The organism is Streptosporangium sp. NPDC000239 (assembly GCF_040300765.1).
Taxonomy (GTDB): domain Bacteria; phylum Actinomycetota; class Actinomycetes; order Streptosporangiales; family Streptosporangiaceae; genus Streptosporangium.
On record NZ_JBEPEI010000003.1, the window covers coordinates 562,698 to 589,612 of the forward strand.

At 71.6% G+C, this 26,915-nt stretch carries 22 protein-coding genes; 19 read left to right on the plus strand and 3 right to left on the minus strand.

Annotated elements, in window-relative coordinates; all coding sequences use genetic code 11:
* Positions 1-193: 193 nt before the first annotated feature.
* Positions 194-988: a GntR family transcriptional regulator gene (locus tag ABT340_RS11715; RefSeq protein WP_352010657.1), complete on the plus strand. Its 795-nt coding sequence runs from the start codon at positions 194-196 to the stop codon at positions 986-988.
* Positions 989-1,056: 68 nt separating this feature from the next.
* The gene (locus ABT340_RS11720; protein WP_352010658.1) at positions 1,057-1,323 is read left to right on the plus strand and encodes a DUF6504 family protein; all 267 of its coding nucleotides are present in this window, start codon (positions 1,057-1,059) and stop codon (positions 1,321-1,323) included.
* Here the strand turns inward: ABT340_RS11720 and ABT340_RS11725 are convergent.
* Both ABT340_RS11725 and ABT340_RS11730 read right to left on the minus strand, forming a co-directional pair.
* Positions 1,263-2,012, minus strand: coding sequence for a DUF4328 domain-containing protein (locus ABT340_RS11725; RefSeq protein WP_352010659.1), 750 nt, complete (start codon positions 2,010-2,012; stop codon positions 1,263-1,265). The two genes, ABT340_RS11720 and ABT340_RS11725, sit on opposite strands and share 61 nt — an antisense overlap.
* Positions 2,013-2,078: 66 nt before the next feature.
* Positions 2,079-2,729, minus strand: a complete 651-nt coding sequence (locus tag ABT340_RS11730) for a response regulator (protein ID WP_352010660.1) — start codon at positions 2,727-2,729, stop codon at positions 2,079-2,081.
* Between the two features lie 115 nt (positions 2,730-2,844).
* Between ABT340_RS11730 and ABT340_RS11735 the strand changes: the two genes are divergently transcribed.
* The 17 genes from ABT340_RS11735 to ABT340_RS11815 all read left to right on the plus strand — a co-directional run bounded on the left by ABT340_RS11735 (position 2,845) and on the right by ABT340_RS11815 (position 25,304).
* A complete protein-coding gene (locus ABT340_RS11735; RefSeq protein ID WP_352010661.1) occupies positions 2,845-3,537 on the plus strand; it encodes an ABC transporter ATP-binding protein in 693 nt (230 codons plus the stop codon).
* Positions 3,534-5,504, plus strand: coding sequence for an FtsX-like permease family protein (locus tag ABT340_RS11740; protein WP_352010662.1), 1,971 nt, complete (start codon positions 3,534-3,536; stop codon positions 5,502-5,504). Before ABT340_RS11735 ends, ABT340_RS11740 begins: the two co-directional genes overlap by 4 nt.
* A 265-nt stretch (positions 5,505-5,769) precedes the next feature.
* The gene (locus ABT340_RS11745) at positions 5,770-6,666 is read left to right on the plus strand and encodes an ABC transporter substrate-binding protein (RefSeq protein ID WP_352010663.1); all 897 of its coding nucleotides are present in this window, start codon (positions 5,770-5,772) and stop codon (positions 6,664-6,666) included.
* 133 nt (positions 6,667-6,799) lie between these two features.
* On the plus strand, positions 6,800-8,275 hold the full coding sequence (locus tag ABT340_RS11750; protein WP_502992479.1) for a sulfatase family protein: 1,476 nt from the start codon (positions 6,800-6,802) through the stop codon (positions 8,273-8,275).
* A 63-nt stretch (positions 8,276-8,338) separates the two neighbouring features.
* Entirely contained in the window at positions 8,339-9,070 is a 732-nt protein-coding gene (locus ABT340_RS11755; RefSeq protein WP_352010665.1) for a (Fe-S)-binding protein, read from the plus strand.
* On the plus strand, positions 9,067-10,488 hold the full coding sequence (locus ABT340_RS11760) for a lactate utilization protein B (RefSeq protein ID WP_502992480.1): 1,422 nt from the start codon (positions 9,067-9,069) through the stop codon (positions 10,486-10,488). Before ABT340_RS11755 ends, ABT340_RS11760 begins: the two co-directional genes overlap by 4 nt.
* A complete protein-coding gene (locus ABT340_RS11765) occupies positions 10,485-11,114 on the plus strand; it encodes a LutC/YkgG family protein (protein ID WP_352010666.1) in 630 nt (209 codons plus the stop codon). The genes ABT340_RS11760 and ABT340_RS11765 overlap by 4 nt, the downstream gene beginning before the upstream one ends.
* 69 nt (positions 11,115-11,183) lie before the next feature.
* Positions 11,184-11,786: a GNAT family N-acetyltransferase gene (locus tag ABT340_RS11770; protein ID WP_352010667.1), complete on the plus strand. Its 603-nt coding sequence runs from the start codon at positions 11,184-11,186 to the stop codon at positions 11,784-11,786.
* Positions 11,787-11,911: 125 nt separating this feature from the next.
* The gene (locus ABT340_RS11775; RefSeq protein WP_352010668.1) at positions 11,912-12,739 is read left to right on the plus strand and encodes a sirohydrochlorin chelatase; all 828 of its coding nucleotides are present in this window, start codon (positions 11,912-11,914) and stop codon (positions 12,737-12,739) included.
* 50 nt (positions 12,740-12,789) lie between these two features.
* Positions 12,790-13,857: a nicotinate-nucleotide--dimethylbenzimidazole phosphoribosyltransferase gene (cobT, locus tag ABT340_RS11780; RefSeq protein ID WP_352010669.1), complete on the plus strand. Its 1,068-nt coding sequence runs from the start codon at positions 12,790-12,792 to the stop codon at positions 13,855-13,857.
* Between the two features lie 157 nt (positions 13,858-14,014).
* Positions 14,015-15,247 carry a uroporphyrinogen-III C-methyltransferase gene (gene cobA, locus ABT340_RS11785; protein WP_352010670.1) on the plus strand — a complete coding sequence of 411 codons (1,233 nt, stop codon included), beginning with the start codon at positions 14,015-14,017 and terminating at the stop codon, positions 15,245-15,247.
* Entirely contained in the window at positions 15,244-18,360 is a 3,117-nt protein-coding gene (locus ABT340_RS11790) for a GTPase (protein ID WP_352010671.1), read from the plus strand. Before cobA ends, ABT340_RS11790 begins: the two co-directional genes overlap by 4 nt.
* Entirely contained in the window at positions 18,357-19,997 is a 1,641-nt protein-coding gene (locus tag ABT340_RS11795) for a GTP-binding protein (protein WP_352010672.1), read from the plus strand. The genes ABT340_RS11790 and ABT340_RS11795 overlap by 4 nt, the downstream gene beginning before the upstream one ends.
* A 275-nt stretch (positions 19,998-20,272) precedes the next feature.
* Positions 20,273-21,043 (plus strand): single-stranded DNA-binding protein, encoded by a 771-nt coding sequence (locus tag ABT340_RS11800; protein WP_352010673.1) that lies wholly within the window; start codon positions 20,273-20,275, stop codon positions 21,041-21,043.
* Between the two features lie 1,000 nt (positions 21,044-22,043).
* Positions 22,044-23,099: a GGDEF domain-containing protein gene (locus ABT340_RS11805; RefSeq protein ID WP_352010674.1), complete on the plus strand. Its 1,056-nt coding sequence runs from the start codon at positions 22,044-22,046 to the stop codon at positions 23,097-23,099.
* A gap of 26 nt (positions 23,100-23,125) precedes the next feature.
* The gene (ettA, locus tag ABT340_RS11810) at positions 23,126-24,790 is read left to right on the plus strand and encodes an energy-dependent translational throttle protein EttA (protein WP_352010675.1); all 1,665 of its coding nucleotides are present in this window, start codon (positions 23,126-23,128) and stop codon (positions 24,788-24,790) included.
* 97 nt (positions 24,791-24,887) lie between these two features.
* On the plus strand, positions 24,888-25,304 hold the full coding sequence (locus ABT340_RS11815; RefSeq protein WP_352010676.1) for an acyl-CoA thioesterase: 417 nt from the start codon (positions 24,888-24,890) through the stop codon (positions 25,302-25,304).
* Between the two features lie 62 nt (positions 25,305-25,366).
* On the opposite strand, the gene ABT340_RS11820 is transcribed toward ABT340_RS11815, so the two are convergent.
* Complete coding sequence (locus ABT340_RS11820) at positions 25,367-26,896, minus strand: glycoside hydrolase family 13 protein (RefSeq protein ID WP_352010740.1); 1,530 nt, start codon at positions 26,894-26,896, stop codon at positions 25,367-25,369.
* Positions 26,897-26,915: the final 19 nt, after the last annotated feature.

Consider the following 26,915-nt stretch of genomic DNA (forward strand, 5'->3'; position numbering starts at 1 on the left):
ATTCACGAACTTGTCCAAACAAGCTAGCCTTGGCGGGTCGGCTCCCGGTTGCCCCTCGATGAACGCTCGAAGTACGTCAGGGGAACGCATGAGCTGTGGCTTCATGAGTCATTCACCCTTGTCTAGGGTGAGGAAGGCGAAGCACCCGATGCGTCCGATGCGCGCAGCGCGGACACGAGGAATGGACGGGGCCTTGGTTGACACGGGAAACGGGGCGGAGCCCGGCGGCCGGGCCGCGGCGCGCTACGTGGGGATCGCCGCCGAGCTGAGGGAGGCGATCATGTGCGGCGAGTACGCCGTGGGCTCCCAGCTCCCCTCGGAGACGACGCTCGCCACCCGCTTCGACGTCTCGCGCGGCACCGTCCGCCAGGCCGTCGCCCTGCTCGCGGCCGAGGGCCTGGTCGGCTCCCGGCAGGGGGCCAGGCGCATCGTGGTCGGCCGCGAGCGCAGCCAGAGCTTCGCCGAGCTGAACAGCTTCGCGCAGTGGGCGCAGGCGATGGGCTACCGGGTCAGCGGCCAGGTGCTCGAACAGCGCCGCCGGGGCGCGGACGCGGCCGAGGCCGTACGGCTGGCGCTCCAGCCGGGTGACCAGGTGCTCTCCGTGCTGCGGTTGCGCTCCCTCGAAGGCGAACCGGTGATGCTCGAACGCACCGTCTACGCGGGCTGGATCGCCCCGGCCGTCGAACGGATCCCCCCGGACTGCGAGTCGATCACCCAGGCCCTCTACGAGGACGTCGGCCTGGTCTTCGCCTACGGGGAGCACCTCATCGACGCGGTCTCCGCCGGCGTCGAGGACTCCCGCCTCCTGGTCGTACGGCGTGGCAGCCCGCTGCTGCGTCAGCGCCGGGTCACCACGACCCACGAGGGCCGTCCCGTGGAGTGGTCCGACGACCGCTACCGTGCGGGCAGTGTGACCTTCAGCATCCGCAACTCGGTTGACGCCAACCCACTGGTGAGACAGATGGGGGACTTGCGCCTCATGTCATGAGAACGTATGTTCGACGGGCCAGGCCCGTCTTCCCCCGGGCGCGGACGCGAACCGCGGGGAGATGTGCCGTGAGCAGACTCTACGGTGATCCGATCGAGGTCTGGACCCGTGACGGCCAGCCGGTCCAGTTCGTCTGGCGCGACCGGCTCTACGCCGTGCGCCAGGTGCTCGACCGGTGGGTGGTCGCACGCGAGTGGTGGAAGACCTCGGAGGGCGACCCGGGAGAGCGCCGTTTCTGGCGGGTCGAGGCCGACCCCGGAGACGGGCGGGGCACCTACGAACTGCGCTTCGACACCGCGGGTGAGGGCTGGCTGCTGATGCGGGCCTGGGACTGACGCCACCCTCCGGCCGCCACGTGGAACGGCCCCGCCTGCGCGGCCAGGGTGAGGGCGTGCGCCGAGGCCCGCGCGCCCGCCGTCTGGATCGCGGTGACCTGCCGCACCGTCGCCGAGCACAGCAGCGCGCCGAGCGCGACGACCGCCAGGTCGGCGAGGCCGAGGCCGGTGAGGTCGGAGTTCCCGTGCGGGGCGCCGAAGGGCAGCCGGATCACGGCGACGGCGAGCGTGGCCAGCCAGCTCAGCCACCAGGCGGCCAGCAGCGCGACCCAGCGCGGGCGCCGGTCGGCGGGCGGGCGGGAGGCCCGCCACAGGCGGTGGACCAGCAGCGGAGGCAGGACCAGGTTGACCCCGGGGACGAGCCAGGCGGCCAGTACGGGCAGGGCGGGCGTCCAGGAGAGGGCGGCGTTCTGCCTGGCCTGGACCAGCCAGGTCAGATAGGCCGCCGCGCCCGCGACCGTGGCGACCGCGACCAGCATGACCAGGACGGCGAAGACGGTCACCGCGCCGACGACGGCCTGCGCGCCGGGGGCGTGCGGGTCACCGCCGAGCGCCGATATCTCCCGGGCGAGCCGCCTGCCCCGCACGTGCTCGAAGACCACCAGGGCGGCGACCGTGAGCACCTGGGCGGCGAGGGTCACGTGGACGACGAGGGCCGATCTCCTGGGCACCGGCGGGACGAAGCGCATGTGTCTCTCCCCCCGGGACGCGCTGAAGGACCTGCCCTTCTTGTATCCCGTCGGCCGCCCGGCTAATCAGCCCACAACGCCAGATTCCCAGGCCCAGGCCGCGACCTCCACCCGGTTGCGCGCGCCGAGTTTCGCCTGGATGCTCCCCAGGTGCGTCTTGACCGTCGAGAGCGAGACGAACAGCTCCGCGGCGATCTCCTGGTTGGTCCTTCCCCTGGCCACCAGACGGACGACGTCGAACTCGCGTTCGGTGAGCGGCTCGCTCGGCGGCCTGCCGCCGCCGTGGCGGGGACGCGCCAGGTGTTCGAGCAGCCGTACGGTCACCGAGGGCGAGACGAGGGCGTCCCCGGCCGCGGCGGCCCTGATCGCCTCGATGAGCAGGGTGGGCCCGCTGTCCTTGAGCAGGAACCCGGTCGCCCCGGCGCGCAGCGCGCCGTAGACGTACTCGTCCAGGTCGAAGGTGGTGACGATGACCACCCGCATCGGGTCCCTGGCCCCGGGCCCGGCCAGCAGCCTGGTGGCCTCAAGGCCGTCCAGCTTCGGCATCCGGATGTCCAGCAGGCACACGTCGGGCCGGAGCCTGCGCGCGTGCTCGACCGCCTCGGCGCCGTTCGCGGCGGTCGCCACGACCTCCATGTCCGGCTGGGCGTCCAGGATCATCTGGAAGCCGGTCCGCACGAGTTCCTGGTCGTCGGCGATGAGTACCCGAATCGTCACGCGATCGATTCTGCCAGCCCAACGCCGATGTCGGTCTTTCGGCTGATAAGGGAGTCCGGTTGTCGGGCCGGTCGGCCGATCCGCCGTACGGCCCCGCCGGGAGAGGGTCTTGGCCATGAGTGTTGTTCTTGAGGGAATCGGCCTGGTCAAGCGGTTCGGCCCGACCGTGGCGCTGGGCGGGGTCGGCCTCGCCCTGGCCGGAGGGGAGGCGCTGGCCATCATGGGGCCTTCAGGGTCGGGGAAGTCGACCCTGCTGCACTGCCTCGCCGGGATCATGAAGCCGGACGCGGGCGAGGTCAGGCTGCTCGGCGAGCGCATCGACGCGCTGGGGGAGCGCCGCCGCAGCGAGCTGCGCCGTACCCGCTTCGGGTTCGTCTTCCAGTTCGGGCAGCTCCTGCCCGAACTGCCCGCGGAGGAGAACGTCGCGCTGCCGCTGATGCTCGGCGGCGTGTCCAGGGGCGACGCCGTACGGCGGGCCCGCGAGTGGTTCGGCCCGCTCGGCCTGGGCGGCATGGAGGGGCGCAGGCCGGGTGAGCTGTCGGGAGGCCAGGCCCAGCGGGTCGCCATCGCCCGCGCGCTGGTCACCGGGCCCGCGGTGATCTTCGCCGACGAGCCGACCGGCGCCCTCGACCAGGGCACCGGACACGACACGATGAGCCTGCTGGTCGAGGCGACCAAGCACAACGGCGCCTCCCTGGTCGTCGTCACCCACGACCTCCAGGTGGCCCGCTGGTGCGACCGCGTCGTCGAGGTCCGCGACGGGCAGGTCATCCCCGGCTCCACCCAGGCGATCGGGGTCGGGGGATGAACGGGGTCGTCGGACTCGCCTGGCGGTTGCTGCGCGGCGGCGGTCGCAGAGGACTGCTCGGCTCCGCGCTGACCGTGGTCGCGGTGGCCGTGTCCACCGGGCTGCTGCTGTTCGCCGTGACCGCCAACCTCGCCTTCCAGGGCAGGGCGGACCGGGGGGCGTGGCGCAACCCGGTCGAGGCCACCCGGGACGCCGTCGCGATCCAGGCCGTGCACCTGGACCACGTGGAGAACCGGCCGATCACCGTCGTCGACGTGGCGGCCCTCGAACCGGGGGCGCCCGCGCCCCCGGGGCTCGACCGCTTCCCCGCGCCCGGCGAGGTGTGGCTCTCCCCGGCGCTGGCCGAGCTGGTGAAGCGGCTGCCCGAGGACCGGCTCGCCGGACGGTTCACGGGGAAGGGCGGCGGCAGGGTCGGCGACGCGGCCCTGGTCCATCCGGACGAGCTGGTCGCCGTCCGGGGGCAGGCCCCCGGCTCCCCGGCCATGACCGCGGGACCCGCCGTCGACGGGCACGACGACATCGCCCCCACGAGGATCTCCGGCTTCACCGGCACCAGGACGGACAACGCGATCGGCTACCAGATCCTGGCGCTGATCGCGAGCGTGCTGATGGTCGTGCCGCTGCTGGTCTTCGGCGGAGCGGCGGCCAGGCTCACCGTGGCCCGCAGGGACCAGCGCCTGGCCGCGCTGCGGCTGGTCGGGGCCACTCCCGGGCAGGTCGTCACGATGACCGTCGCCGAGGCGATGATCACGGCGTTCGCCGGGGCGGTGCTCGGCGCCGTGCTCTACTTCCTGATGACCCCGCTGCTCACCAGGATCTCGATCGACGGAGGCCCCTGGTTCGTCGCCGACACCTGGCCGGGGGTGCTCCCCGTGCTCGGGGTGCTGGCCGTGGTGCCGCTGCTCGTCGGCCTGTCCGCCGTCGTCGGCCTGCGCCGGGTCGTGGTCAGCCCGCTCGGCGTCGCCAAGAGGGAGACGCCGCCCGCGATGCGCTTCGTCCGGGTCCTGGCGCTGCTGGCCGTCCTGGCCGTGGTGCCCACCCTCGGGATGGGGGCGAGCGTCGGCGTGGTCACGGTCGTCCTGAGTCTGGCCTTCCTGGCGGTCAACCTGGTCGGCCCGTGGGTGGTCGGCCTGCTGGGCAGGATCGTCGCGGCCTCGGCCAGACGTCCCGCGGGGCTCCTCGCCGGGCGCCGCATGATCGACGATCCCCGAGCCGCCTGGCGGACCGTGAGCGGTGTCGCGCTGACCGGGTTCGTGGCCGGGTTCATCGGCCTGCTCACCCCGGGGGCCGGGCTGCTCGGTCACGCCGACGCCGAGAACCTGCGCCTGTCCGTGCCGCCCGCCAAGGCGGCCGAGCTCTCGGCGACGGCCAGGGAACGGCTGTCGGCCGCGGGGGTGCGGGCCACGGTCACCGTCAAGGCAGGCGGCGGACGCGGTAAAGGGCAGGGCAGGGTGCTGGTCGCGGCCCTCGGCACCTCCGACGTCGCCGTCGCGGACCGGGCGCGCACCGCCCTGGACGGCCTGGTGCCGGGCCGCAGCGCGACCACCGCGGCCGACGACGACCGCTCCGGCTTCCGCGTCCTGGACGACATCCGCACCGGCACGGTCACCGTGCTCGCCGTGTCGTTCCTGGTGGCCGTCGCCAGCGCGGGCATCACCGCGGCCTCCTCGATCCTGGACCGCAGGCAGACCTACGCGCTGCTGCACCTGGCGGGCACCCCGATGAAGGTGCTCGACGCGGCCCGCCGTACCGAGACGCTCCTGCCGCTGGCCGTCATGGGAGGCGGGGCGATCGCGGTCGGCATGTTCTGCGCGCTGCCGTTCGCGCTGTCCACGATGAACGTCTCCGGCCTGGTCACGCTGCTCGTCTGCGTCGGGCTCGGCTTCGCGGGGGTCGCCGCGGCGGGGGCGGCGAGCGCGCCGCTGCTGCGCTCGGTCACGGCCAACCCCGCGCCCAGACCCGACTAGTATCCCTATTCAACTGGTAGGGAAAGTTGTAAATATGCCGACGGGTCGTTACGGTAGGACCCACGGAGACCCCGGCAGGTGAAGGTGCCGCGGCGGGCGCTGACCTTCCCGCCGGGATCTCTCCGAAGACGGGGACGGCGCCTCACGGCCACGGGCGCCGCCCGCGGGACGGAGCCGGCGGCTCGCCTCGTTCGCCGGCTCCGGTTCGGGGCCCTGCGGGAAAAGACCGTTCGGGCCCTCCGGGAAAAGATCAAGGAGCGATTCGATGGCGATCCGTGTCGGGGTGCACGTCGACAATCCCTCGCTGTTCTTCCTGTCCCACCTCGACCACCTGCTCGAAGGCATCGAGATCCACCGCTACTCCGACGCGGGCAGGACCGGGGAACTGCTGGCCGACGGGGTCATCGACCTGGGCGGGACCGGCTCGACGCTCCCGCTCGCCGCCCAGGCGGCGCACCTGCCCGTCGCCTACGTGGCCGCCTCCGCGCCGCGCCACGGCCACGGCGCCCTGCTGGTGGCGAAGAACGGGCCGGTCATGACCGTGACCGACCTGCGGGACCAGCCGGTCTCACTGCGTGTCGGCTCCTGGCAGACCCACTTCCTGGCCAAGGTCCTCGCCGACGCCGGGCTGTCCTACCAGGACATCGAACCCAGGCCCGCCGCCTCGGAGGCCAGGCTCTGGCTGCGTGACGGGGTGGTGGCCGGCTGGGTCGCCGAGGGCGCCGACCTGGTCGAGGCCGAACGCGCGGGGCACTTCACCAGGCTCTCCGGCACCGCCGGGGTCGTCGCGGACCGCTCGGTCCTGTTCACCCGCAGGAGCCTGGCCGAGTCGGCGCCGCAGGAACTGGCCGCGGTCGTCTCGGCGCTGCGCGAGGCGGACAGGTGGGCGGCGGAGCATCCCGTCGAGGCCGCCAAACTGGTCGTCGAGGCCGTCGGCGGCTCCGTCGACTCCTGGACGACCGCGCTCAGACGGCTCCCCTGGCGGCTCGAACCGGTGAGCGGGACGTTCGTCGCCGAGCAGCAGGACGCCGCCGACGTGCTCTACGACGCCGGGTTCCTGACCGGCCGCGTCGACGCGCGGGCGGCGGTCGTGCCCGCCCTCGACCAGGTCGTGGCCGCGCGGCTTGGGGAGCCCCGGCGGGTCCAGGGCGTCGCGGCCTGACCGCCGGTCTCCGCCGATCTCCGGCTGTGGCGCGCCCGCCGCGGCCGGGCCGTCTCTCTCCCCGGAAGCAGAGCTCGTTCCGTACCGGTGCCCCTTCGGTGAGGTGTCGGGATTCGGCCTTCTGGGAAGCGTGATGTGTGTGCTTAATGCTGTCCGCAAGCTCATGTGCCTGGTCCTGTTGTCCGGCCTCGGAGCCTCGGGACTCGGTCCCGCGGTGGCGCGGACGGTCGCCCAGCCCAACATCGTGTTCATCCTCGTCGACGACCAGGAGGCGGGGGACCTGCAGAAGTTCCCGAACATCTGGAACGAGCTCGTCCGGGGCGGCACCTCCTTCGAGCACTTCTTCGTCTCCAACTCCTGGTGCTGTCCCTCCCGGTCGTCGATCCTGCGCTCGCAGTACGTGCACAGTCACGGGGTGCTGACCAACACGGCCCCCGAGGGCGGCTTCACCAAGTTCCACGACTCCGATCTGGAACGTTCCACGATCGGCACCTGGATGAAGGCGGCTGGCTACCGCACCGGCCTGATGGGCAAATACCTCAACCACTATCCCGGCGGCGCCGCCGAACCCACCTACGTGCCGCCGGGCTGGGACGAGTGGGACGTGCCGGTGCGCAAGCTCTACAACGAGTACGGCTACACGCTCAACGAGAACGGCACGCTCAGGCCGTACGGCTCCGCGGACGCCGACTACCTGCCCGACGTGCTCTCCCGCAAGGCCAACGCCTTCGTCTCGCAGGCGGGGGAGAGGCCGTTCTTCCTGTACCTCGCCCCCATCGCGCCGCACAACCCGTCCAACTTCGCCGCCAGGCACCGCGACGCCTTCGCCGGGGCGACCGCCCCCCGGACCCCGTCCTTCGACCAGGAGGACGTCAGCGCCGAACCGCACTGGCTGAGTTCGCGCGAGCGGTTCGGCGACAGGACGATCGCGGGCATCGACGAGCGCTACCGCCGCAGGCTCAGGGCCATGCTCGGCGTGGACGACCTCGTCGGCTCCCTGGTCGAGACCCTGCGCGTCGCCGGGAAGCTGGACGACACCTACCTCTTCTTCGCCTCGGACAACGGCTTCCACCTGGGGCAGCACCGGCTGGCCCAGGGCAAGACGACCCCCTTCGACGAGTCGATCAGGGTGCCGCTGGTGGTCAGGGGGCCCGGCGTCAGGGCGGGCGGCTCCGTCGGCGCGATGGCCGCCAACGTCGACCTCGCCCCGACCTTCGCCCAGCTCGGAGGCGCGACACCGGCGCCCTTCGCCGAGGGCCGCTCGCTGCTGCCGCTGCTGCGCGGCCAGACCCCGGCCCCGTGGCGGCAGAACGTCCTGCTTGAGTTCTACCGGCCGACGAACAGCAGCTCGGCCCGCCAGACCCCGGTCCCCGCCTACCAGGGCATGCGCACGGCCCGCTACACCTTCGTGCGCTACTCGACCGGCGAGTACCAGCTCTACGACGACGGCAGGGACCCCTACCAGCTCTACAACCTCGCCGCGCGGGTTCCCCCCTCGGTGATCACGGACTTCAACCGGCAGCTCGACGCCCTGGCCTCATGCTCGGGAGCCACCTGCCGTACGGCCGACTCCGTCGAACCGCCCTCCCTCACTCCCGGTCATTCGTAACGAAAAGTGGGCGGATCGGGCATCATGGCGGTTGATCGCGACCTTTACCGGAAGGAGCGCGCCTTGCGCGTCGCCCTCTTCGTCACCTGTGTGAACGACACGATGTTCCCCGGAACCGGCCGGGCCACGGTGACGCTGCTGCGCCGCCTCGGCTGCGACGTCGTCTTCCCCATGGGGCAGACCTGCTGCGGCCAGATGCACCTCAACACCGGATACCCCGAGGAGGGCGGACGTCTGGCGCGGCACTTCACCGACGTCTTCGCCGGACACGACGCGGTCGTCGTGCCCTCCGGGTCGTGCGCGGCGATGATCCGCGAGCAGTACGCGAGACTCGCCCCCGCCGCCACGGCCTTCGCCGAACGGGTCGCCGAGACGGTGCCGAAGGTCCACGAGCTCTCGGAGTTCCTGGTGGACGTCCTCGGGGTCACCGACGTCGGGGCCTACTTCCCGCACCGGGTGACCTACCACCCGACCTGCCACTCGCTGCGCGGCCTGCGCCTGGGCGACCGTCCGGTACGGCTGCTCGAACAGGTCAGGGGCCTCGAACTGGTCCCGCTGCCCGCCGCGGACGAGTGCTGCGGCTTCGGCGGCACCTTCGCGGTGAAGAACCCCGCCGTCTCCGCCGCCATGTGCGCCGACAAGGCCCGCAACGTCACCGCGACCGGCGCCGAGGTGCTCTGCGCCGCGGACAACTCCTGCCTGATGCACATCGGCGGCACCCTCGGCCGCCAGCGCACCGGCGTCAGGACCATGCACCTGGCCGAGATCCTCGCCTCGACGGAGGCCGCCCGATGAGGCCGGCGACGGGGCCGGTGACCTTCCTCGGCATGCCGGCCTTCCCGGCGAACGCGGCGGCGGCCGTAGGGAACTCCCAGCTCAGGTTCAACCTGCGCAAGGCCACCCACACGATCCGCGAGAAGCGGGCCTCCGTGGTCGACGAGCTTCCCGACTGGGCGCGGCTCAGGCAGGCGGGCAAGCAGATCAAGGACCACACGCTGCGGAACCTGGAGCGCTACCTCCTCCAGCTTGAGGAGGCGGTCACCGCGGCCGGCGGCCACGTCCACTGGGCGGCCGACGCGCGGGAGGCCAACCGCATCGTCACCCGGCTCGTCAAGGAGACCGGGGAGAGCGACGTGGTGAAGGTCAAGTCGATGGCCACCCAGGAGATCGGGCTCAACGAGGCCCTCGCCGAGGCCGGGATCACCGCCTACGAGACCGACCTGGCCGAACTGATCGTGCAACTCGGCGACGACCTGCCCTCGCACATCCTGGTGCCCGCGATCCACCGCAGCCGCGCGGAGATCCGCGAGATCTTCCTGGAGAGGATGGCCGCCTGGGGACGTCCCGCCCCCGAGGAGCTCACCGACGACCCGCGCGCCCTGGCCGAGGCCGCCCGCCGCCACCTGCGCGAGCGCTTCCTGTCCACCAAGGTCGCGATCTCGGGCGCCAATTTCATGATCGCCGAGACCGGGACACTCGTCGTGCTCGAATCCGAGGGCAACGGCCGGATGTGCCTGACCCTTCCGGAGACGCTGATCAGCGTGGTCGGCATCGAGAAGCTGCTGCCGACCTGGCGGGACCTTGAGGTCTTCATGCAGCTGCTGCCCAGGAGCTCGACCGGCGAGCGGATGAACCCCTACACCTCGACCTGGACGGGCGCGACCGAGGGCCAGGAGTTCCACCTGGTCCTGCTCGACAACGGCCGCACCCGGGTCCTGGCCGACGAGGTCGGCAGGCAGGCGCTGCGCTGCATCCGCTGCTCGGCCTGCCTGAACGTCTGCCCCGTCTACGAACGCGCGGGCGGGCACGCCTACGGCTCCGTCTACCCGGGTCCCATCGGGGCGATCCTCACCCCGCAGCTTCGCGGCATGTCCTCACCCCTGGACGCCTCGCTGCCCTACGCCTCGACGCTCTGCGGCGCCTGTTTCGACGTCTGCCCGGTCGCGATCGACATCCCCGAGGTCCTGGTCAGCCTGCGTGGCAGGGCCCCGCACCCGCGCGCGGAACGGTTCGGCATGCGCGCGGCCGGCTGGGTCCTCGACCGCCCGGAACGGATGGCCCGCGCCGAGCGCATGGCCGGACGGCTGCGCCGTTTCGTCCCCCGGCGCATGCCCGGCCCGCTGTCGGCGTGGACCGACACCCGAGACCTGCCCGAGATCCCCGCCGAGTCCTTCCGCGACTGGTGGCTGCGCACCGACGGAGGAAACCGGTGAACGACAGGGAACTGATCCTGGCCAGAATCCGCGCGGCCGTCACCCCGGGAGGCCCCGGGGAGCCCGGGGAGCCCGGGGAGATCGTCCGTGACTACCTGACCTCCGCCGGGCCACATGACGAGGCCGGGCTGATCGAGCTGCTGGCCGAACGCGTCGCCGACTACCGGGCCGTCGTGCACGTGACCGGCGAGGACGAGGTGGCCGCGACGATCGCCTCCGCGCTGGCCGTACAGGGTCTGACGAGGCCGGTCGTCCCCGGTGGCCTGCCCGCGCAATGGGTGCCCGAGGGGGCCGTCCAGGACGATCCGGAGCTGTCGGCCGAGGAACTCGAAGCCGCCGGAGGCGTGGTCACCGGCTGCGCCGTGGCGATCGCCGAGACCGGGACGATCGTGCTGGACGCCGGACCGGGTCAGGGCAGGCGGGCGCTGACCCTGCTGCCCGACTACCACCTGTGCGTGGTGCGGGCCGGGCAGATCGTCGCGGGGGTGCCGCAGGCGCTGGCCGTACTCGACCCCTCCCGCCCGCTGACCTGGATCAGCGGGCCCTCCGCGACCAGCGACATCGAGCTGAACCGCGTCGAGGGCGTGCACGGACCGCGCACCCTTGAGGTGGTGATCGTCCGCTGACCGCGGGTTGCGCGGAGGCGGTCCCGTGAGATGGGCTTGGCGGCGTCCGCCGCCCGACTGGGAGGGCGATTGACCGCCTTCGCACCCGGTCTGTCCGTCACGACGCGACGGCTCCTGCTGCGCCCCTTCGACCCCTCGGACGCGCGCCGGATTCGCGTCGTGATCGAGACACGTGCCCCCTTCCTGCCGCCGGGCGCGCCGGGCCGTCCCTCGGGCGTGGCCGCCTGGCTGGCCAGGGGCGCGCACGAGCTGCGCCGCTCCGGCCAGGGCGCACACCTGGCGATCGAGGCCGACGGGCTCATCGTGGGGGCGATCAGCCTGTTCGGGACCCGCTGGGAGGCGGGGACGACGGAGATCGGCTACGGCGTGCACCCCCTGCACCGGGGACGCGGCTACGCCCCGGAGGCCGTACTGGGCCTGGCCCGCTGGACGTTCGGGAACACCTCCCTGCGCCGGATCGAGCTGCGCGCCGACGCCGACAACCACGCCTCCCTGCGGGTGGCGGAGAAGGCCGGGTTCGTCAGGGAGGGGACGCTGCGCGCCGCCGCGATGCGGCCGGACGGCCCACGTGACGTCGTGGTGTTCGGCCTGCTCGGAAGCGACCTCTCCCGAGGGGAGAACGGCCCCGGAGACGGGTCGGGCGGGACGGGGGAGACCGTTCGGTGGAGGTGAGAAAGATGGGGTCATATCCGATGCGTTTTATGGTTTCGTTACCTGTCCATGTCGAGCCGTTATCGGATATCCTCGCCAGTCGCTGCCGCGTATTCCCAGGTCAAGGTCATTGGAGTCCTGTTTCTATGAAGCCGCCGCTGCTGCTCATCGGGCAGGGCTCGCACGAGGACAACGAATCCGTCGAGTTCGGCAGGTTCGTCCATCGCCTCCGCTGCAGGCTCGACCGCAGCGCCGCCGAGGTCTCCGGCGGATACCTCACCAGGGCCAGGCCGCGACTGCGTGACTCGGTCGCCTCACTGGTCGCCCGCGGCCACCACCGCATGGTCGCGCTGCCGCTGAGCCTCACCGGCGACCTGCGCGCCGACGCCGAGACCCTCGCGGCGATGACCAGGGAGCAGGAGCGCCACCCCACGCTCACCTGCGACTACGGACGGCCCCTCGGCTCGGACCCCCGGATCCTGGCGCTGCTCGCCGAGCGCCTGGCGGACGCCGCCGCCGAGGTCGCCAGCCTCCGTCTCGTCCCCGCCGCCGCGGCCCCGCTCGACGACGAGCCCGAGCGCATCGAGATCGGCGAGACCGCCGTCGTGCTGGTCGGTGACGGCTCGACCAGTCCCGCGACGAACGCGGACGTGCACCGCGTCTCCCGGCTGTTCTGGGAGACCCACGCCCACGAGTACATGACCGTGGAGACCGCCTTCACCTCGCTCACCCCGCCCGGCGTGCCCGGCGGCATCGAGCGCTGCCGCCGCCTCGGCGCCCGGCGGGTGATCGTCGTTCCCTACCTGCTGTTCGCCGGGGGCGTCCTGGACCGCATCTGGGCCCAGGCCATGGCCTACGCCGCGGGCCATCCCGACCTGGACGTCCGCTGCGCCGACGTCATCGGCGACTGTGAGGGACTGGCCGACGTGGTCGTCGAGCGCTACGAGGAGGCGCTCAGCGGCATCACCTGGTGAACCGCTCCCCGGATGACCGTTCCTTGACCTCTGGCGGGACACTTGGGGACATGACCATCCTTGAGCAGACCCTGGCCGCGATCCGGCCCGCCGACCCGGACGCCCTCGCCGAGGCGAGGGCACACCAAGACAGGCTGACCAAGCCGAGGGGCGCCCTGGGCGTGCTCGAAGAGGTGGCCGTACGGCTCGCGGGCGCGGCGGCGGTGAACCCGCCCCCGCTGCCGGCCCCGGCGGCCCTGGCGATCTTCGCCGCAGACCACGGCGTCCACGCCCAGGGCGTGTCCCCGTGGCCGCAGGAGGTCACGGTCCAGATGGTCGGCAACTTCCTGGCGGGCGGCGCCGTGGCCAACGCCTTCGCGGCCCAGGTGGGCGCCTCGGTGACGGTGGTCGACGTGGGGGTCGCGGCCGAACTCGCCCCGGCCCCCGGCCTGACGCACGGCAAGGTCGCCCACGGCACCGCCGACATGTCCCTCGGCCCGGCGATGACCGTCGAGCAGGCGGTCGCGGCGCTGGAGACCGGGATCACGGTGGCCCGTGACCTCGTCGCCCAGGGGGCGCGCTGCCTGGTCACCGGGGACATGGGCATCGCCAACACCACCGCCTCCGCCGCCCTGATCTGCGCCTTCACCGGCCGCGACCCGGCGGAGGTGACCGGCAGGGGAACCGGCGTTGACGACGAGACGCTGGCCCGCAAGGTCGAGGTCGTACGGCGCGCCCTGCGGGTGAACGGCCTGGACGGTTCGAGCCGGTCCGCGCTGGAGACGCTGGCCGCGGTCGGCGGCCTCGAACACGCCGCGATCGCGGGGTTCCTCCTCGGCGGGGCGGCCCTGCGGGTGCCGGTGATCCTCGACGGTGTGATCGCCGGATCGGCGGCGCTGGCCGCGGCAGGGCTCGCCTCGGACGTGGTCGACCACTGTGTGGCCGGGCACCGTTCCGCCGAGCCGGGTCACGCCGTGGCGCTCGCCCATCTCGGCCTGCGCCCTCTGGTCGAGCTGGAGCTCCGGCTCGGTGAGGGGACCGGAGGGCTGCTCGCCCACCCGCTGGTCTGCGCGGCCGTCCGGGTGATGCACGAGGTGGCCACCTTCGACTCCGCCGGGGTCACCGACAAGGAGGCCTGATCGTGGGGCTTCCGGGAACCCTGTGACGGACCGGGTGCTCCGTTACCTGGAGAACGCCGAACGTTACCCGGGGAGCAGCGAACAACGAGGCATTAACCGGTAGGTTTACCTCCTAACACTTCCTGCACAATTCATTGCGAACGGGAGATCTGTCACCATGTCGCCCTACCTGCTCGGTTTGCACCTCTCCGGGCGGCGGGTGCTTGTCGTCGGCGGGGGGCGTGTCGCCCAGCGACGTGTCCCGGCGCTGCTTGAGGCAGGTGCCCAGGTCACCATCGTCTCGACGAGCGTCACGCACGCTCTCGACGACCTCATCGCCTCCGGCCAGGTGACCTGGGAGGCCAGGCCGTACCGGGTGGGCGACGTGGACGGGGCCTGGCTGGTCCAGGCCTGCACCGACGACCGCGCGGTCAACACCGCGGTCGCCGCGGAGGCCGAGGCCAAGCGTGTCTGGTGCGTCCGCGCCGACGACAAGGACGCCTCAGCCGCCTGGACCCCGGCGAGCGGGCGGGTGGCCGAGGTCAACGTGGCGATCACCGCGGGAGGAGACCCCCGCAGGGCGGCCGGCATCAGGGACGCCGTCGTCGAGGCGCTTCGCGACGGCACGGTCGACGCCCGGCGCAACCGGACGAAGCCGGTCGGGGTCGCGCTGGTCGGCGGCGGACCGGGGGACCCCGGCCTGATCACGGTCCGCGGGCGGCAGCTGCTGGCCCAGGCGGACGTGGTCGTCGCCGACAGGCTCGCGCCACGGGCCCTGCTCGACGAACTCTCCCCCGACGTCGAGCTGATCGACGCGGCGAAGATCCCCTACGGCCGTTTCCTGGCCCAGGAGAAGATCAACGAGCTGCTGGTCGAGCACGCCAAGCAGGGCAGGTTCGTGGTCAGGCTCAAGGGAGGCGACCCGTTCGTCTTCGGCCGTGGCGGCGAGGAGATGCTCGCCTGCGCCCGCGAGGGCATCCCCGTCATCGTCGTTCCCGGCATCACCAGCCCGGTCGCGGTGCCCGCGGCGGCCAACGTGCCGGTGACCCATCGCGGCGTCAGCCAGGAGTTCCATGTGATCTCCGTGCACGTCCCGCCGGGTGACGCCCGATCGACCGTCGACTGGCCCAACCTGGCGAGATCCTCGGGGACCCTGGTGCTCATGATGGCGGTCGAACGCATCGGAGCGATCGCCGAGACGCTCGTGCAAGAAGGACGTTCGCCGGAAACTCCCGTAATGGTGGTACAGGACGGTACTCTTCCCACCCAGCGCGCTCTTCAGGCCACTCTGGCCACAGTGGCCGAGCGTGTGGCCGAGGCTGGGATACGGCCACCCGCGATCGTGATCGTTGGCGATGTCGTGAAGGTCGGCCAGGAGGTCGAGATGGTTCGAGCGGAGCGGATACCGTGAAATCGGCTGCCAACAGGCCCACGCCTCAGGGCGAGCGTGACCGCCGCGGCGCCGAGGCTCCCCAGGGTTCCTCAGACGATGTCGCCGGAGACGAGGAGTCTCCCGGCGAGCGGACGATGACGTTCCCGGCCATCAGGCCCGACGAGCCCCCGCAGGCCCCCGGCGACGCCTTCGAGGACTTCCGGCGTACGGCGCAGGCCGCCATCTCGTCGGTGAACAAGGTGGTCGAGGCCGTCCAGGCGAAGGGCGACGCGCCCGCCGCCAAGGCACCCAAGGGCGCTCAGGGTTCCGGCGCCACGGGCACTCCGGCACCGAAGAACCCCGCGCCACCGAAGAGCCCCGCGCCCAGAAGCCAGCCCTCCCCGGGGCAGCCCTCCTCGGGCCGGGCCGCCCCCCTCAGGCGCCCGGCGCCCCCGGTCCCCCCGGCTCCTGAGGCCCCCGCCACTCCCGCCGCTCCTGGTGGAGACGGTGGAGCGGGGTCCATCTTCCGCTCGGGAAGCGGTCGCGGCCGGGGCAACTTCCAGGCCAGGAGAGGCACCACCTCACCCGCGCGGGACGGGCTCGCCGCACCGCAGACGGGCGCCCCGGGCCCCGGTACGGCACGGCCGGCGGGTGAGGCCTCCCAGAGTCCCGCGGCGAGGAGCGGCGCCCCCCAGAGCGACACGGCCCAGGGCGGCGCCTCCCAGAACAGGGCTTCCCAGGGCGGCACGTTCCAGGACGGTGCTTCTCGGAGCGGTGCCTTCCAGGAGGGCGTTTCCCAGAGCGGCGCGACGATGCCGGTCGACGACGCCTTCGAGGCCTTCCGGCGCGCCGCCGAGGCCGCCATCTCCTCGGTGAACGAGGTGGTCGCCAAGGCCACGGCCGCGACGGCGGACTCCTCGGCGCCCGTCGGGGCGGACTCCCGATCAGCGAGCGAGCCCCCCGCCACCGAAGTTCCCGTGGCCGAGCCCGCCACCGAAGTCCCCGTGGCCGAGCCCGCCACCGAAGTCCCCGTGGCCGAGCCCGCCACCGAGACCTCCACCATCGAACCCCCCGTCGTCGAGACCTCCGAGGAGACCTCTGGGGATCCGGCCGAGGACTCTCCCGAGGAGGGCGCCGAGGCCACCTCCGGAGAAACGGCCGAGAACACGCCCGAAGAGGCCCCGGAGAACACCCCCGAGGGCCATGACCGGGACGAGGAGACCCCCACCGCCGAGGACCTCCCCGAGGAGGCCGCCGACGGCGAGAGCCGTACCGGTGAGGAGAACGATCCCGAGGACGACGAGGCGGCCGCGCTGATCGCGGCCGAGCGCGCGAAGCTCCTCGTCATCGAGGAGGAGGTCGGGGAAGAGGCCGGGGAGGAGACCGAAGCCCCGGGCGACGAACCGGAGGAGTCCGACGAACTCCCCGAGAGCGAACACGAGGACGGGGACGACCGGGTCCGGGAACTTCCGCTGCCGGAGGCCGTCTCCGAGGCCCTGACCAACGCGCTCGCCGCCCTGCGCAACACCGTCACCGACCTGCACTTCGGCCTGGAACTCCCCGGCGCGGAGGAGGCCAGGCGGGCCCAGAGCGAGATCCTGGCCCAGCTCGACGACTACGTGATCCCCAGGGTGCACATGAGCACCGCCCCGGCGCTCGTCGTCATCGCGGGCTCGACCGGGGCGGGCAAGTCCACGCTGCTCAACACCCTGGCCAACGCCAAGGTCAGCGCGACGGGCGTCCGGCGCCCGACCACCGGGACCCCCGTCCTCGCCTGCCATCCGGACGACCGCGAGTGGTTCGCGGGCAGCGACCTGCTCGGCAGTCTGCGGCGGCTCGACGCCCCCGAGGCCACGGCGGAACCGGGCGGCCTCGTCCTCGTCTCGACCGAACGCCTCCCCACGGGCGTCGCCCTGCTCGACACGCCCGACATCGACTCGGTCGTCGAGGAACACCACGAGATCGCCCACCGCATGCTCGACGCGGCCGACCTGTGGATCTTCGTGACCACCGCCGCCCGTTACGCCGACGCCCCCGCGTGGCGGCTGCTGCGCCTGGCCAAGGAGCGTGGTGCCAGGCTGGCCATCGTGCTGTCCCGGGTGCCGGTCAAGTCCCGCGAGGTGGTCACCAAGCACTTCGTCAGGATGCTCACCGAATACGGCCTCGGCGAGGTCGAGCGGTTCGTCGTCGACGAGAGCAGGGTCACCGACGGCATGCTGCCCGACCACGAGGTCACCGACCTGCGGCTGTGGCTGACCGAGCTGTCCGTCGACGACCAGCGCCGGGCCCAGGCCATCAGGACGACCCTGTCGGGGGCGCTCGACAGCTTCCGCATCCGCATCCCCGCGCTGGCCAGGCAACTTGAGGCCCAGGTCGCCTTCAGGAACGAACTGCGCGGCGACGTGGAGGCCGCCTACTCTGGCGCGCTGGCCGAGATCGAGGAGACCACCGGGAACGGCACGCTGCTGCGCGGTGAGGTGCTCGCCCGCTGGCAGGACTTCGCCGGGTCCGGAGACCTCATGCGGACCCTGCACCTGCGCAGGCCCGGCAGGTTCGCGGGCAAGGCGAGCCAGCAGGCGCCCGAACGGCTCAGCGCGCTGAAGTCCGCGCTCAGGGCCGGCCTTGAGTCCGTCGTCGTCTCGGCGGCGCAGCGGGCCGCGGAGGAGGCGGTCACCCGCTGGCTGAGTCGTTCGGGGGCCGGGGAGTCGCTGGCCGCGACCGCCGGGCTCGGCGACGTCTCCGACGACTTCTCCCGCAGGGCGGGCAAGGCCGTGAGCGGCTGGCAGGACCACATCATCGAGCTGATCCGCACCGAGGGGGTGACCAAGCGGGCGGTGGCCAAGCTCGTCTCCTTCGACGTCGAGTCGCTGGCGGTGATCTTCGTGATCGGCCTGCTCGGGTACGGCTCCGCGGAGGCGGAAGGCGCGGGCACCGGCGGGCTGCCGCAGCGGCTGGTGCACGCCCTCCTGGGAGCCGAGTCACTGCGGACCATCGGGGCCAAGGCCCGTAGCGACCTGCGCGCCCGGATCGCCACGCTGTTCGACGACGAGACCTCACGCTACTTCCAGGTCCTCGACGGCGCGGGCGTTCCCGACGAGTCCATCGCCACCCGCCTCTACCAGGCAACGTACAACCTTGAGGTCGCCCGATGAGTGTTGGCACCACCCAGACGCGTCAGGGGCTCGGCGGCCGTCTCGCCGCGCTGTCCCGGATCGTGGAACTGGGGCCGGGCAGGGTCGATCCCAAGCTCCTCACCGACTCGGGGCAGTTGCTCCTGCGCGCCGGTGACAGGCTCAAGCTGTCCTCGGAGCACACGGTGGTCGCGCTCGCCGGAGGAACGGGAAGCGGCAAGTCCACGCTGTTCAACGCCGTCTCGGGCCTGGAGCTCTCCCCGACCGGTGTCCGCCGCCCGACCACGGCCCGCGCCCACGCCTGCGTCTGGGGCCTGGACGGCGCGGGACCGCTGCTGGACTGGCTGCAGATCCAGTGGCGTCACCGATTCGCCAGGGCCAGTGCCCTGGACAAGGGGGAGGGCAGGCTGCACGGCCTGATCCTGCTCGACCTCCCCGACCACGACTCCATCCGCGCGCTCACCGACACCGAGGCCGACCGGCTGATCCAGGTCGCCGACCTCGTCGTCTGGGTGCTCGACCCGCAGAAGTACGCCGACGCCTCGACCCACAGGCGCTACGTGACCGAACTGGCGGGCCACGACGCGGTGACGGTCTTCGTGCTCAACCAGATCGACCGGCTCTCCGCCGAGGAACTGGCCGAGTGCGTCGCCGACCTGAACGACCTGCTGCGCCGCGAGGGAGTCGACGCCCCCGTCATCGTCCCCACCTCCGCGACCAGGGGGGAGGGGGTCGACGAGCTCAAGGCCGTCCTCGCCGAGACGGTGACCAGGCGCGGGGCCGCGGTCCAGCGACTGGAGGCCGACCTCGACCGGATCACGCTCCGCCTGCTGAAGGCCATGCCCGCCGAGGGTGTCCCCGTGCCCGCCTCCTCCGTGGACGACGCCCGCAGGATCGGCCTCACCGACTCCCTCTGCGACGCGGTCGGCGTGCCGGCCGTCGGAGAGGCCATGGAGAACGTGTACGGCGTGCGCTCGGCGGAGTGGGTCGGCTGGCCGTACACCCGCTGGGCGGCCAGGCTCAGGCCCGACCCGCTGAACAGCCTGCGCCTGAACGACCTCAAGGACGAGATCAGGGGAGAGGCGGCCGGGGCGGTCAGCGCGCAGGCCGCCGAGGTCGACAACGCGGTGCGAGCCCTGTCCGACGGGCTCACCGCGGGGATGCACGAGGCCTGGCAGAGCGGCGTCAGGGAGGCCGCGCGCTCGCACTCGGCCGAGCTGCCGCGGCTGCTGTCCGCGGAGCTGTCCGAGATCGCGCCCCGCCTCGACCGGGTTCCCGTCTGGTGGCGGCTGCTGCTGGTCTGGCAGTACTTCCTGGTCCTGCTCTTCCTCGCCGGGATCGCCTGGCTGGGTACGGCCCTGGCCTACGGCGTGTTCGAGGCGGGCACGCTTCCGCCGGGCCTTGAGGTGTTCGGCGAGACGGCCTCCATGCCCTGGGTGGGGCTGATGATCGTCTCCGTCCTCGGGCTCGGCCTGCTCACCGCCGTGGCCAGCCGTAACTTCGTCATGCTCGGGGCGGGCAACGAACGCGACAGGCTGGAGCGGGAGATGCGACGCAGGGTCGGGGCGGTGGCCTCGACCACGGTGATCGAGCCGGTCGAGCGGGAGCTGGCCAGATACAACGAGTTCTACTCCGCGCTGCGGGGCGTGCGGGGCTGACCCATCAGGTCGGCGGTGCCGTTCCTCGATAAGGAACACCCTTCGGAGCGCGGGTCTGCCGGGCCGGGCGACCCGCGGCACGAGGCCGCCCATCGGTGGCGGACGAGGAGCTCGGGGTTTCCGATTTCCGGTGGATTATTCGGAAGGTTTTCCACAGCCCCGTCCCAGCGCCCGAGTTTTCCACAGAACGCCGTTCGGCCCGCCGGGTTCCGGTCCGCGCGGGCCACTGTGTCTTTCACACGCCGGGCACCTGGCCCGTTCTCCTGGGAGGCACGATGAACGACATCCACATCACGTTGACCGGCAACGTCGCGGCTGCGCCCCGCCAGCACACCTTCCCGGACGGCTCGCGGGTCACCTCGCTCAGGGTCGCCTCGACAAGCCGTTACTTCGATCGGGAAAGCCAGCAGTGGTGCAACGGTGAGACGACGTATTTCGGCATCCGTTGTTTCCGCGGGCTGGCCGACAACGTCGCCCAGTCGATCCGGGCCGGCCAGCCGGTCGTCGTCCAGGGGCGCCTGCGGATCCGCGAGTTCACCCACGAGGGTGAGCGCCGCTTCCTGCCCGAGGTCGAGGCCAGCTCACTGGGGCACGACCTGCGCTGGGGCCTGGGCAGCTTCAGCAAACCCCAGCGGGGCGGGGCGGCCCCGGTGCTGGGCAGGCAGGAGCGGCACGAGCTCGACAGGGAGACCCACGACTGGGCCATGGGCGGAGGCGCCGCATCCCTCGCCCCCGATCCCCACCCCGCTCCCGCGGACGGTTCCGGCTCCCTGTCCCTGGTGAGAGGCGGCGCCGACGAGGACGAGGCGCCCGGAGACTCCACGGGCCCCGGCGCCTCGGGGGAGTCCGGTGGCCCCGGAGGCTCACCCGGGGGCTCAGGAGGCGGAACGGCGAGCCGGACCGGCACAAGACGCGGTAGGGCGGCCCGCGACTCCGGGCAGACGAGCCAGGGCTCCGGGCGGGCGACGGGCACGGCGCGTGAGCCGGACGAGGCCGAGTCGGAGGACGAGACGCCCTGGCCCACACAGGCGCATCCGGCGGCCTGAACCGCAGACCCCGAGTTCCCCGCACTCGTGGTCGGCATCCTCACCGGGAGCGAGAGGATGCCGACCCTTCGAAGGACGTCATAAGGGACGCCATAAAGGACGAGGTGCCGGAGCGACCGGCGGAGGTGGTCCCACCGGGTGCCCGGAGCACCGTACGGCCCGGCCTGGCAGATCTCCCGGTGGGCCCGCAGGCCGCCCCGTCGGTTCGCCACGGTTCACCGGCGCACCGCACGAGGGCGTGCCGGACGGACCACACGCCACGGAGGTGGCCCGTCCGGCCGGATGGCGGTCGCCATCGCCGGGTGACGCTCGCGTCGGATGGGTGTGGTCGGCAGCGCGTTGATCAGCGGTGTGCGATCGGCGGTGCGCCCGGTTGGTGGTCTGTGTCGGCGATGCTCAGATCAGCGGAGCACCGCGAAAGGAGGGGTCCAACCGGCTGGGGGACCGGGACATCCCGGGTTCCCACGTCGAACACGAAGCTTGCGCGGTGTTTTCGCGGGACGGGGTGGAACGTCGCGAGATGCCGCCTGAAGCGGCCGCGGGAGGTGAGAGATCTAGCGGGCAGGGCCTATGTCCAGGTCACACCTCGCAGCATGGGCTGCTCCTTTCCTCCATGGACCGTTCTTCGGCTGAGCTCGGTCCCCAACGGTGAGCCACCTGACAAGTGGAGCCACTCCGCCAAGGTAGCGGTTCCCATCGCGCGGCGCACACTCCGCAACTATCGTGTTACACATCGTTAGTCGGAGAAGGGGACGACATGGCGGCTCCCAGTCACACCTCGGTCAAATCGCGCGACACTGTGACGACTCTGGCCGATCGGTGGCCCATCCTTGGGCAGCGCCGTCCACTGGTTGTCTATCTTTGCGGCATCGTGGTGCTGGATTTCACGGCAATCGGGTTTTTCGCCGCATCTGCTGACTTCCACTGGCACGATCTACTCACCTTCGTCGCGTTGATGGCCTGCGGTGCCGTCTGTATCGAGGCGACCCGAAGGCTCGGTATGCCCGCGGGTGTCTCCCGTGACCTGTTGTCGGCCTGGTGGCTGCCCGCGGCCCTGCTGCTGCCGCCGGTCTACGCTCTTCTGGCGCCCATTCCGCTGCAGATTCTGCTGCAGAAGCGGGTGCGCGAGACGGTGGTCTACCGGAGGGTCTTCAGCTCCGCCGCCATCAGCCTGGCCGGGGGAGCCGCCTCGGTGCTGTTCCACAGCGTGGTCGGTGAGCTGGACATCCCCACCCAGGGGACGGGCGGGCCGATCCTCGTCGCCATCGGCTGCGCCGTCCTGTTCACGGTCCTGAACACCGCGCTGATCGCCATCGCGGCCCACACCGCCGTCCCTGACACCCGCTGGCGGGAGGTGCTGTGGGACCGCGAGAGCCTGATGCTCGACGTGGTCGAGCTCTGCCTGGGGGTCCTCGTCGCCATCGCGTGCGGGGTGAACCTCGCCCTGCTGGCGCTGGCGCTGCCGCCGGTCGTGCTGCTCCAGCGCAGCCTGCTGCACGCCCAGCTCCAGGCCGCGGCCCGCACCGATCCCAAGACCGGGCTGCTCAACGCCGCCGCCTGGCAGCGGGAGGCCGACACCGAGATCGTCAGGGCGCGCCGTACCGGTGAGACGCTCGCCCTGCTGATCGTCGACATCGACCACTTCAAGAGGGTCAACGACACCTACGGGCACCTGATCGGCGACCAGGTGCTGATCGGGGTCGCGGCGACCATCCGCAGTCAGCTGCGTGACTACGACGTGGTCGGACGCTTCGGGGGCGAGGAGTTCGTCGTCCTGCTGCCCAGGGCCGACGTGACCGAGGCCCGCCGGGTCGCGGAACGGCTGCGCTCCCGCATCGGCCGCATGGCCGTACCCGCGGACGAGAACATGGTCACCGTCACGATCTCCGCAGGCGTCGCGATCATGAGCATGCACGGAGACGACCTGATCGAGTTGCTCGCCGCGGCGGACCTGGCCCTCTACCGTGCCAAGGAGCTCGGACGAGACCGGATCTGCCTGCCCGCGACGCCCGTCCCCCCGGCAAGGCGGCCGGGGCCGGAGGCCGCCCCTAGCTGAGTCCGTCAGGCTCTAAGCTAGGGGACATGCCGGAGTACATCTACACACTGCAGCGCGTGCGCAAGGCGCATGGTGACAAGGTCGTCCTCGACGACGTGACGCTGTCGTTCCTGCCGGGTGCGAAGATCGGCGTTCTCGGGCCGAACGGCACCGGGAAGTCGACGCTGCTGAGGATGATGGCAGGCCTGGAGCAGCCGTCCAACGGCGATGCCCGGCTCATGCCCGGCTTCACCGTCGGCATGCTCCAGCAGGAGCCCCCCCTCAACGAGTCCAAGACCGTGCTCGGCAACGTCGAGGAGGGCGTCGCCGAGACCAAGGCCATGCTCGACCGGTTCAACGAGATCGCCGAGCTGATGGCGACCGACTACAGCGACGAGCTGCTTGAGGAGATGGGCAAGCTTCAGGACGCCCTCGACCACCGCAACGGGTGGGACCTCGACAGCCAGCTTGAGCAGGCGATGGACGCCCTGCGCTGCCCGCCGCCCGACGCCGACGTCACCCTGCTGTCCGGTGGTGAGCGGCGCCGGGTCGCCCTGTGCAAGCTGCTGCTGGAGCAGCCCGACCTCCTGCTGCTCGACGAGCCGACCAACCACCTCGACGCCGAGAGTGTCCAGTGGCTTGAGGCGCACCTGGAGAAGTATCCCGGGACCGTGCTGGCCGTCACCCACGACCGCTACTTCCTGGACAACGTGGCCAACTGGATCCTGGAGCTCGACCGGGGCCGCTGCCACCCCTACGAGGGCAACTACTCCACCTACCTGGAGGCCAAGGCCGCCCGCCTCAAGCTTGAGGGGCAGAAGGACGCCAAGCGCAAGAAGCGCTTGGAGGAGGAGCTGGAGTGGGTCCGCTCCAACGCCAGGGCCCGCCAGACCAAGAGCCGCGCGCGTCTGCAGCGCTACGAGGAGATGGCCGCCGAGGCCGACAAGTACCGCAAGCTGGACTTCGAGGAGATCCAGATTCCGCCGGGTCCCCGCCTGGGCACCACGGTCATCCGGGCCGAGAACCTCACCAAGGGTTTCGAGGACCGGGTGCTCATGGACAACCTGTCGTTCGACCTGCCGCGTAACGGCATCGTGGGCATCATCGGTCCGAACGGCGTCGGCAAGACCACGCTGTTCCGGATGATCACCGGTGGCGAGACGCCCGACGCCGGGAAGATCATCGTTGGCGACACCGTCAAGATCTCCTACGCCGACCAGAGCCGGGGTGGCATCGACCCGGCCAAGAACGTCTGGGAGGTCGTCTCCGACGGGCTCGACTACATCAAGGTCGGCCAGGTCGAGATGCCCTCGCGGGCCTACATCGCCGCGTTCGGGTTCAAGGGGCCGGACCAGCAGAAGAAGGCGGGCGTGCTGTCCGGAGGCGAGCGCAACCGGCTCAACCTCGCGCTGACCCTCAAGCAGGGCGGCAACGTGCTGCTGCTGGACGAGCCGACCAACGACCTCGACACCGAGACGCTCTCCAGCCTGGAGAACGCCCTGCTGGAGTTCCCCGGCTGCGCGGTCATCACCTCGCACGACCGGTGGTTCCTCGACCGCATCGCCACCCACATCCTCGCGTGGGAGGAGGGCTCGAACTGGTTCTGGTTCGAGGGCAACTTCGCCGACTACGAGAAGAACAAGATCGAGCGGCTCGGGATCGACGCGGCCCGCCCGCACCGAGTCACCTACCGCAAGCTCACCCGGGACTGATGTCCTCCTCCGAGCTCCCGGCGCGCCCCCGCCGTGCGCCGGGAGCCGGGGAATCGCTACCTTCTTGCTTGTGCTTGAACAGAGCTTGGCAGAGACCGTGAGCGATTCCCGCAGGCATGTGTTCCTCAGGGCGGTCAGGTTCGCCGACATCGACTCCCAGGGCCACGTCAACAACGTCAGGTTCCTCGACTATCTCGAGGACGCGCGCCTGGAGATGTTCCACCTCGACCTGCACCGTGAGGGCGGGGAGATCTTCAGCGGCCTGGTGGTGGCCAGGCATGAGATCGACTACCGGCGTCCTCTCACCTTCCGCGCGGACCCGGTCAGGGTCGAGTCCTGGGTGACCGAGATCAAACCGGTGAAGTTCGTCCTCAACTACGAGATCGTCGACGACGAGACGCTCTTCGTCCGGGCAAGGTCGGTGCTCGTCGCCTACGACGTGGAGAAAGCCAGGCCGCGCAGGCTGGAGCAGCACGAGCTCGACTACCTGGAGCGCTTCCTCATAGCCGGCTGAGCCGTCGCCGGAAACGGCCGGCGCGCCCGCCGTACGACGGGCGCGGGGACCGGAGGAGATCGTCAGGGAGTGTGGAGCCAGGCCGCGGTGTCCGGGGGCAGCAGGTGACCCTCGACCGGGGCGCTGCCGATCACGACGTGGTCGTGCGGCGGCAGCGGTACCGCCTCGACCCCGCAGTTGACGACGCACGTCAGCGCACCCCGGCGGAAGAACAACGCGTCCTCCTCGCTCTCCAGCCAGGTGAGGCCGTCGGGCAGCGCGCCGCGCAGTCCCCGGCGGGCGCGCAGGGCCTGCCGGTAGAAGCTCAGGGTCGATCCCGGATCGTCCGCCTGCCGTTCGGCGCTCAGCGCCGTCCACTCGACCGGCTGGGGCAGCCAGGGCGCGGTGCCCTCGGGCGCGAAGCCGTACGGCTGCTCCTGTCCGGACCAGGGGAGGGGCACCCGGCAGCCGTCCCGTCCGGGCAGAGTCCCACCGGAACGGGCGAAGATGGGGTCCTGACGGGCCTCGGCGGGCAGGTCCCGGACCTCGGGAAGGCCGAGTTCCTCGCCCTGGTAGAGGTAGGCCGAGCCGGGCAGGGCGAGCATGGCCAGCAGCGCCGCCCGCGCCCGGGCCAGCCCCGTCGTGGAGTTGGGCAGGCCCTCGCCGTACCTCGTGACGTGCCTGACCACGTCGTGGTTGGACAGCACCCAGGTGGGGGCGGTCATGTCGGCGAGAGTGTCGTCGATGACCTTGCGGAAGGCGGTCGCGGACCAGGGAGCCTCAAGCCAGGCGAAGTTGAAGCTCTGGTGCAGTTCGTCGGGCCGGACGTAGCGGGCGAGATCCTCGGCGGAGTCGGTCCACACCTCGCCGATGGCCATCCGCTCGCCGGGGTAGGAGTCGAGCACCTCACGCCAGCGCCGGTAGACCTCGTGGACCTCGGGTCTGCCCCAGATGGGCGACTCGCCCTTGAACGCCTGATCCGTCGCGGGGGCGTCGGGAAGCCCCTCCGCCTTGTACAGGCCCATCGCCACATCGATCCTGAACCCGTCGACCCCACGGTCCAGCCAGAACCGCAGCACGTCGAGGAACTCCGCGTGCACCCGTGGGTCGCGCCAGTTGAAGTCCGGCTGCTCGGGGGCGAACAGGTGGAGGTACCACTGCCCGTCGGGAGTCCTGGTCCAGGCCGGGCCGCCGAAGGTGGACTGCCAGTTGTTGGGCGGCAGATCCCCGCTGTCGCGGAAGACGTACCGGTCGCGGTTCTCGCCGCGCAGCGCCGCCCTGAACCAGGGGTGCTCGCTGGAACTGTGGTTGGGCACGATGTCCACGATCACCCGCAGGCCGTGCGCGTGGGCGTCGGCGACGAGGGCGTCGAAGTCGGCCAGCGTGCCGAAGAGCGGATCGACGTCACGGTAGTCGGCCACGTCGTAGCCCCCGTCGGCCATGGGGGAGCGGTAGAAGGGCGTCAGCCAGATCGCGTCGACACCGAGATCGGCGAGGTACGGCAGGCGCCCCCTGATACCGGGCAGGTCGCCCACGCCGTCTCCCGAGGCGTCGGCGAAGCTGCGTACGTAGATCTCGTAGACGACGGCGTCACGCCACCAGGGGATTTTCATGTGCATGGGCTGCCCCTGC

Coding starts and splice junctions, on each gene's coding strand:
- ABT340_RS11725 (WP_352010659.1), bottom strand. CDS start 2,012: ATGCGCTTCGTCCCGCCGGTGCCCAGGAGATCGGCCCTCGTCGTCCAC.
- ABT340_RS11735 (WP_352010661.1), top strand. CDS start 2,845: ATGAGTGTTGTTCTTGAGGGAATCGGCCTGGTCAAGCGGTTCGGCCCG.
- ABT340_RS11740 (WP_352010662.1), top strand. CDS start 3,534: ATGAACGGGGTCGTCGGACTCGCCTGGCGGTTGCTGCGCGGCGGCGGT.
- ABT340_RS11745 (WP_352010663.1), top strand. CDS start 5,770: ATGGCGATCCGTGTCGGGGTGCACGTCGACAATCCCTCGCTGTTCTTC.
- ABT340_RS11750 (WP_502992479.1), top strand. CDS start 6,800: ATGTGTGTGCTTAATGCTGTCCGCAAGCTCATGTGCCTGGTCCTGTTG.
- ABT340_RS11760 (WP_502992480.1), top strand. CDS start 9,067: ATGAGGCCGGCGACGGGGCCGGTGACCTTCCTCGGCATGCCGGCCTTC.
- ABT340_RS11775 (WP_352010668.1), top strand. CDS start 11,912: ATGAAGCCGCCGCTGCTGCTCATCGGGCAGGGCTCGCACGAGGACAAC.
- cobT (WP_352010669.1), top strand. CDS start 12,790: ATGACCATCCTTGAGCAGACCCTGGCCGCGATCCGGCCCGCCGACCCG.
- cobA (WP_352010670.1), top strand. CDS start 14,015: ATGTCGCCCTACCTGCTCGGTTTGCACCTCTCCGGGCGGCGGGTGCTT.
- ABT340_RS11795 (WP_352010672.1), top strand. CDS start 18,357: ATGAGTGTTGGCACCACCCAGACGCGTCAGGGGCTCGGCGGCCGTCTC.
- ABT340_RS11800 (WP_352010673.1), top strand. CDS start 20,273: ATGAACGACATCCACATCACGTTGACCGGCAACGTCGCGGCTGCGCCC.
- ABT340_RS11805 (WP_352010674.1), top strand. CDS start 22,044: ATGCCCGCGGGTGTCTCCCGTGACCTGTTGTCGGCCTGGTGGCTGCCC.
- ettA (WP_352010675.1), top strand. CDS start 23,126: ATGCCGGAGTACATCTACACACTGCAGCGCGTGCGCAAGGCGCATGGT.
- ABT340_RS11820 (WP_352010740.1), bottom strand. CDS start 26,896: ATGAAAATCCCCTGGTGGCGTGACGCCGTCGTCTACGAGATCTACGTA.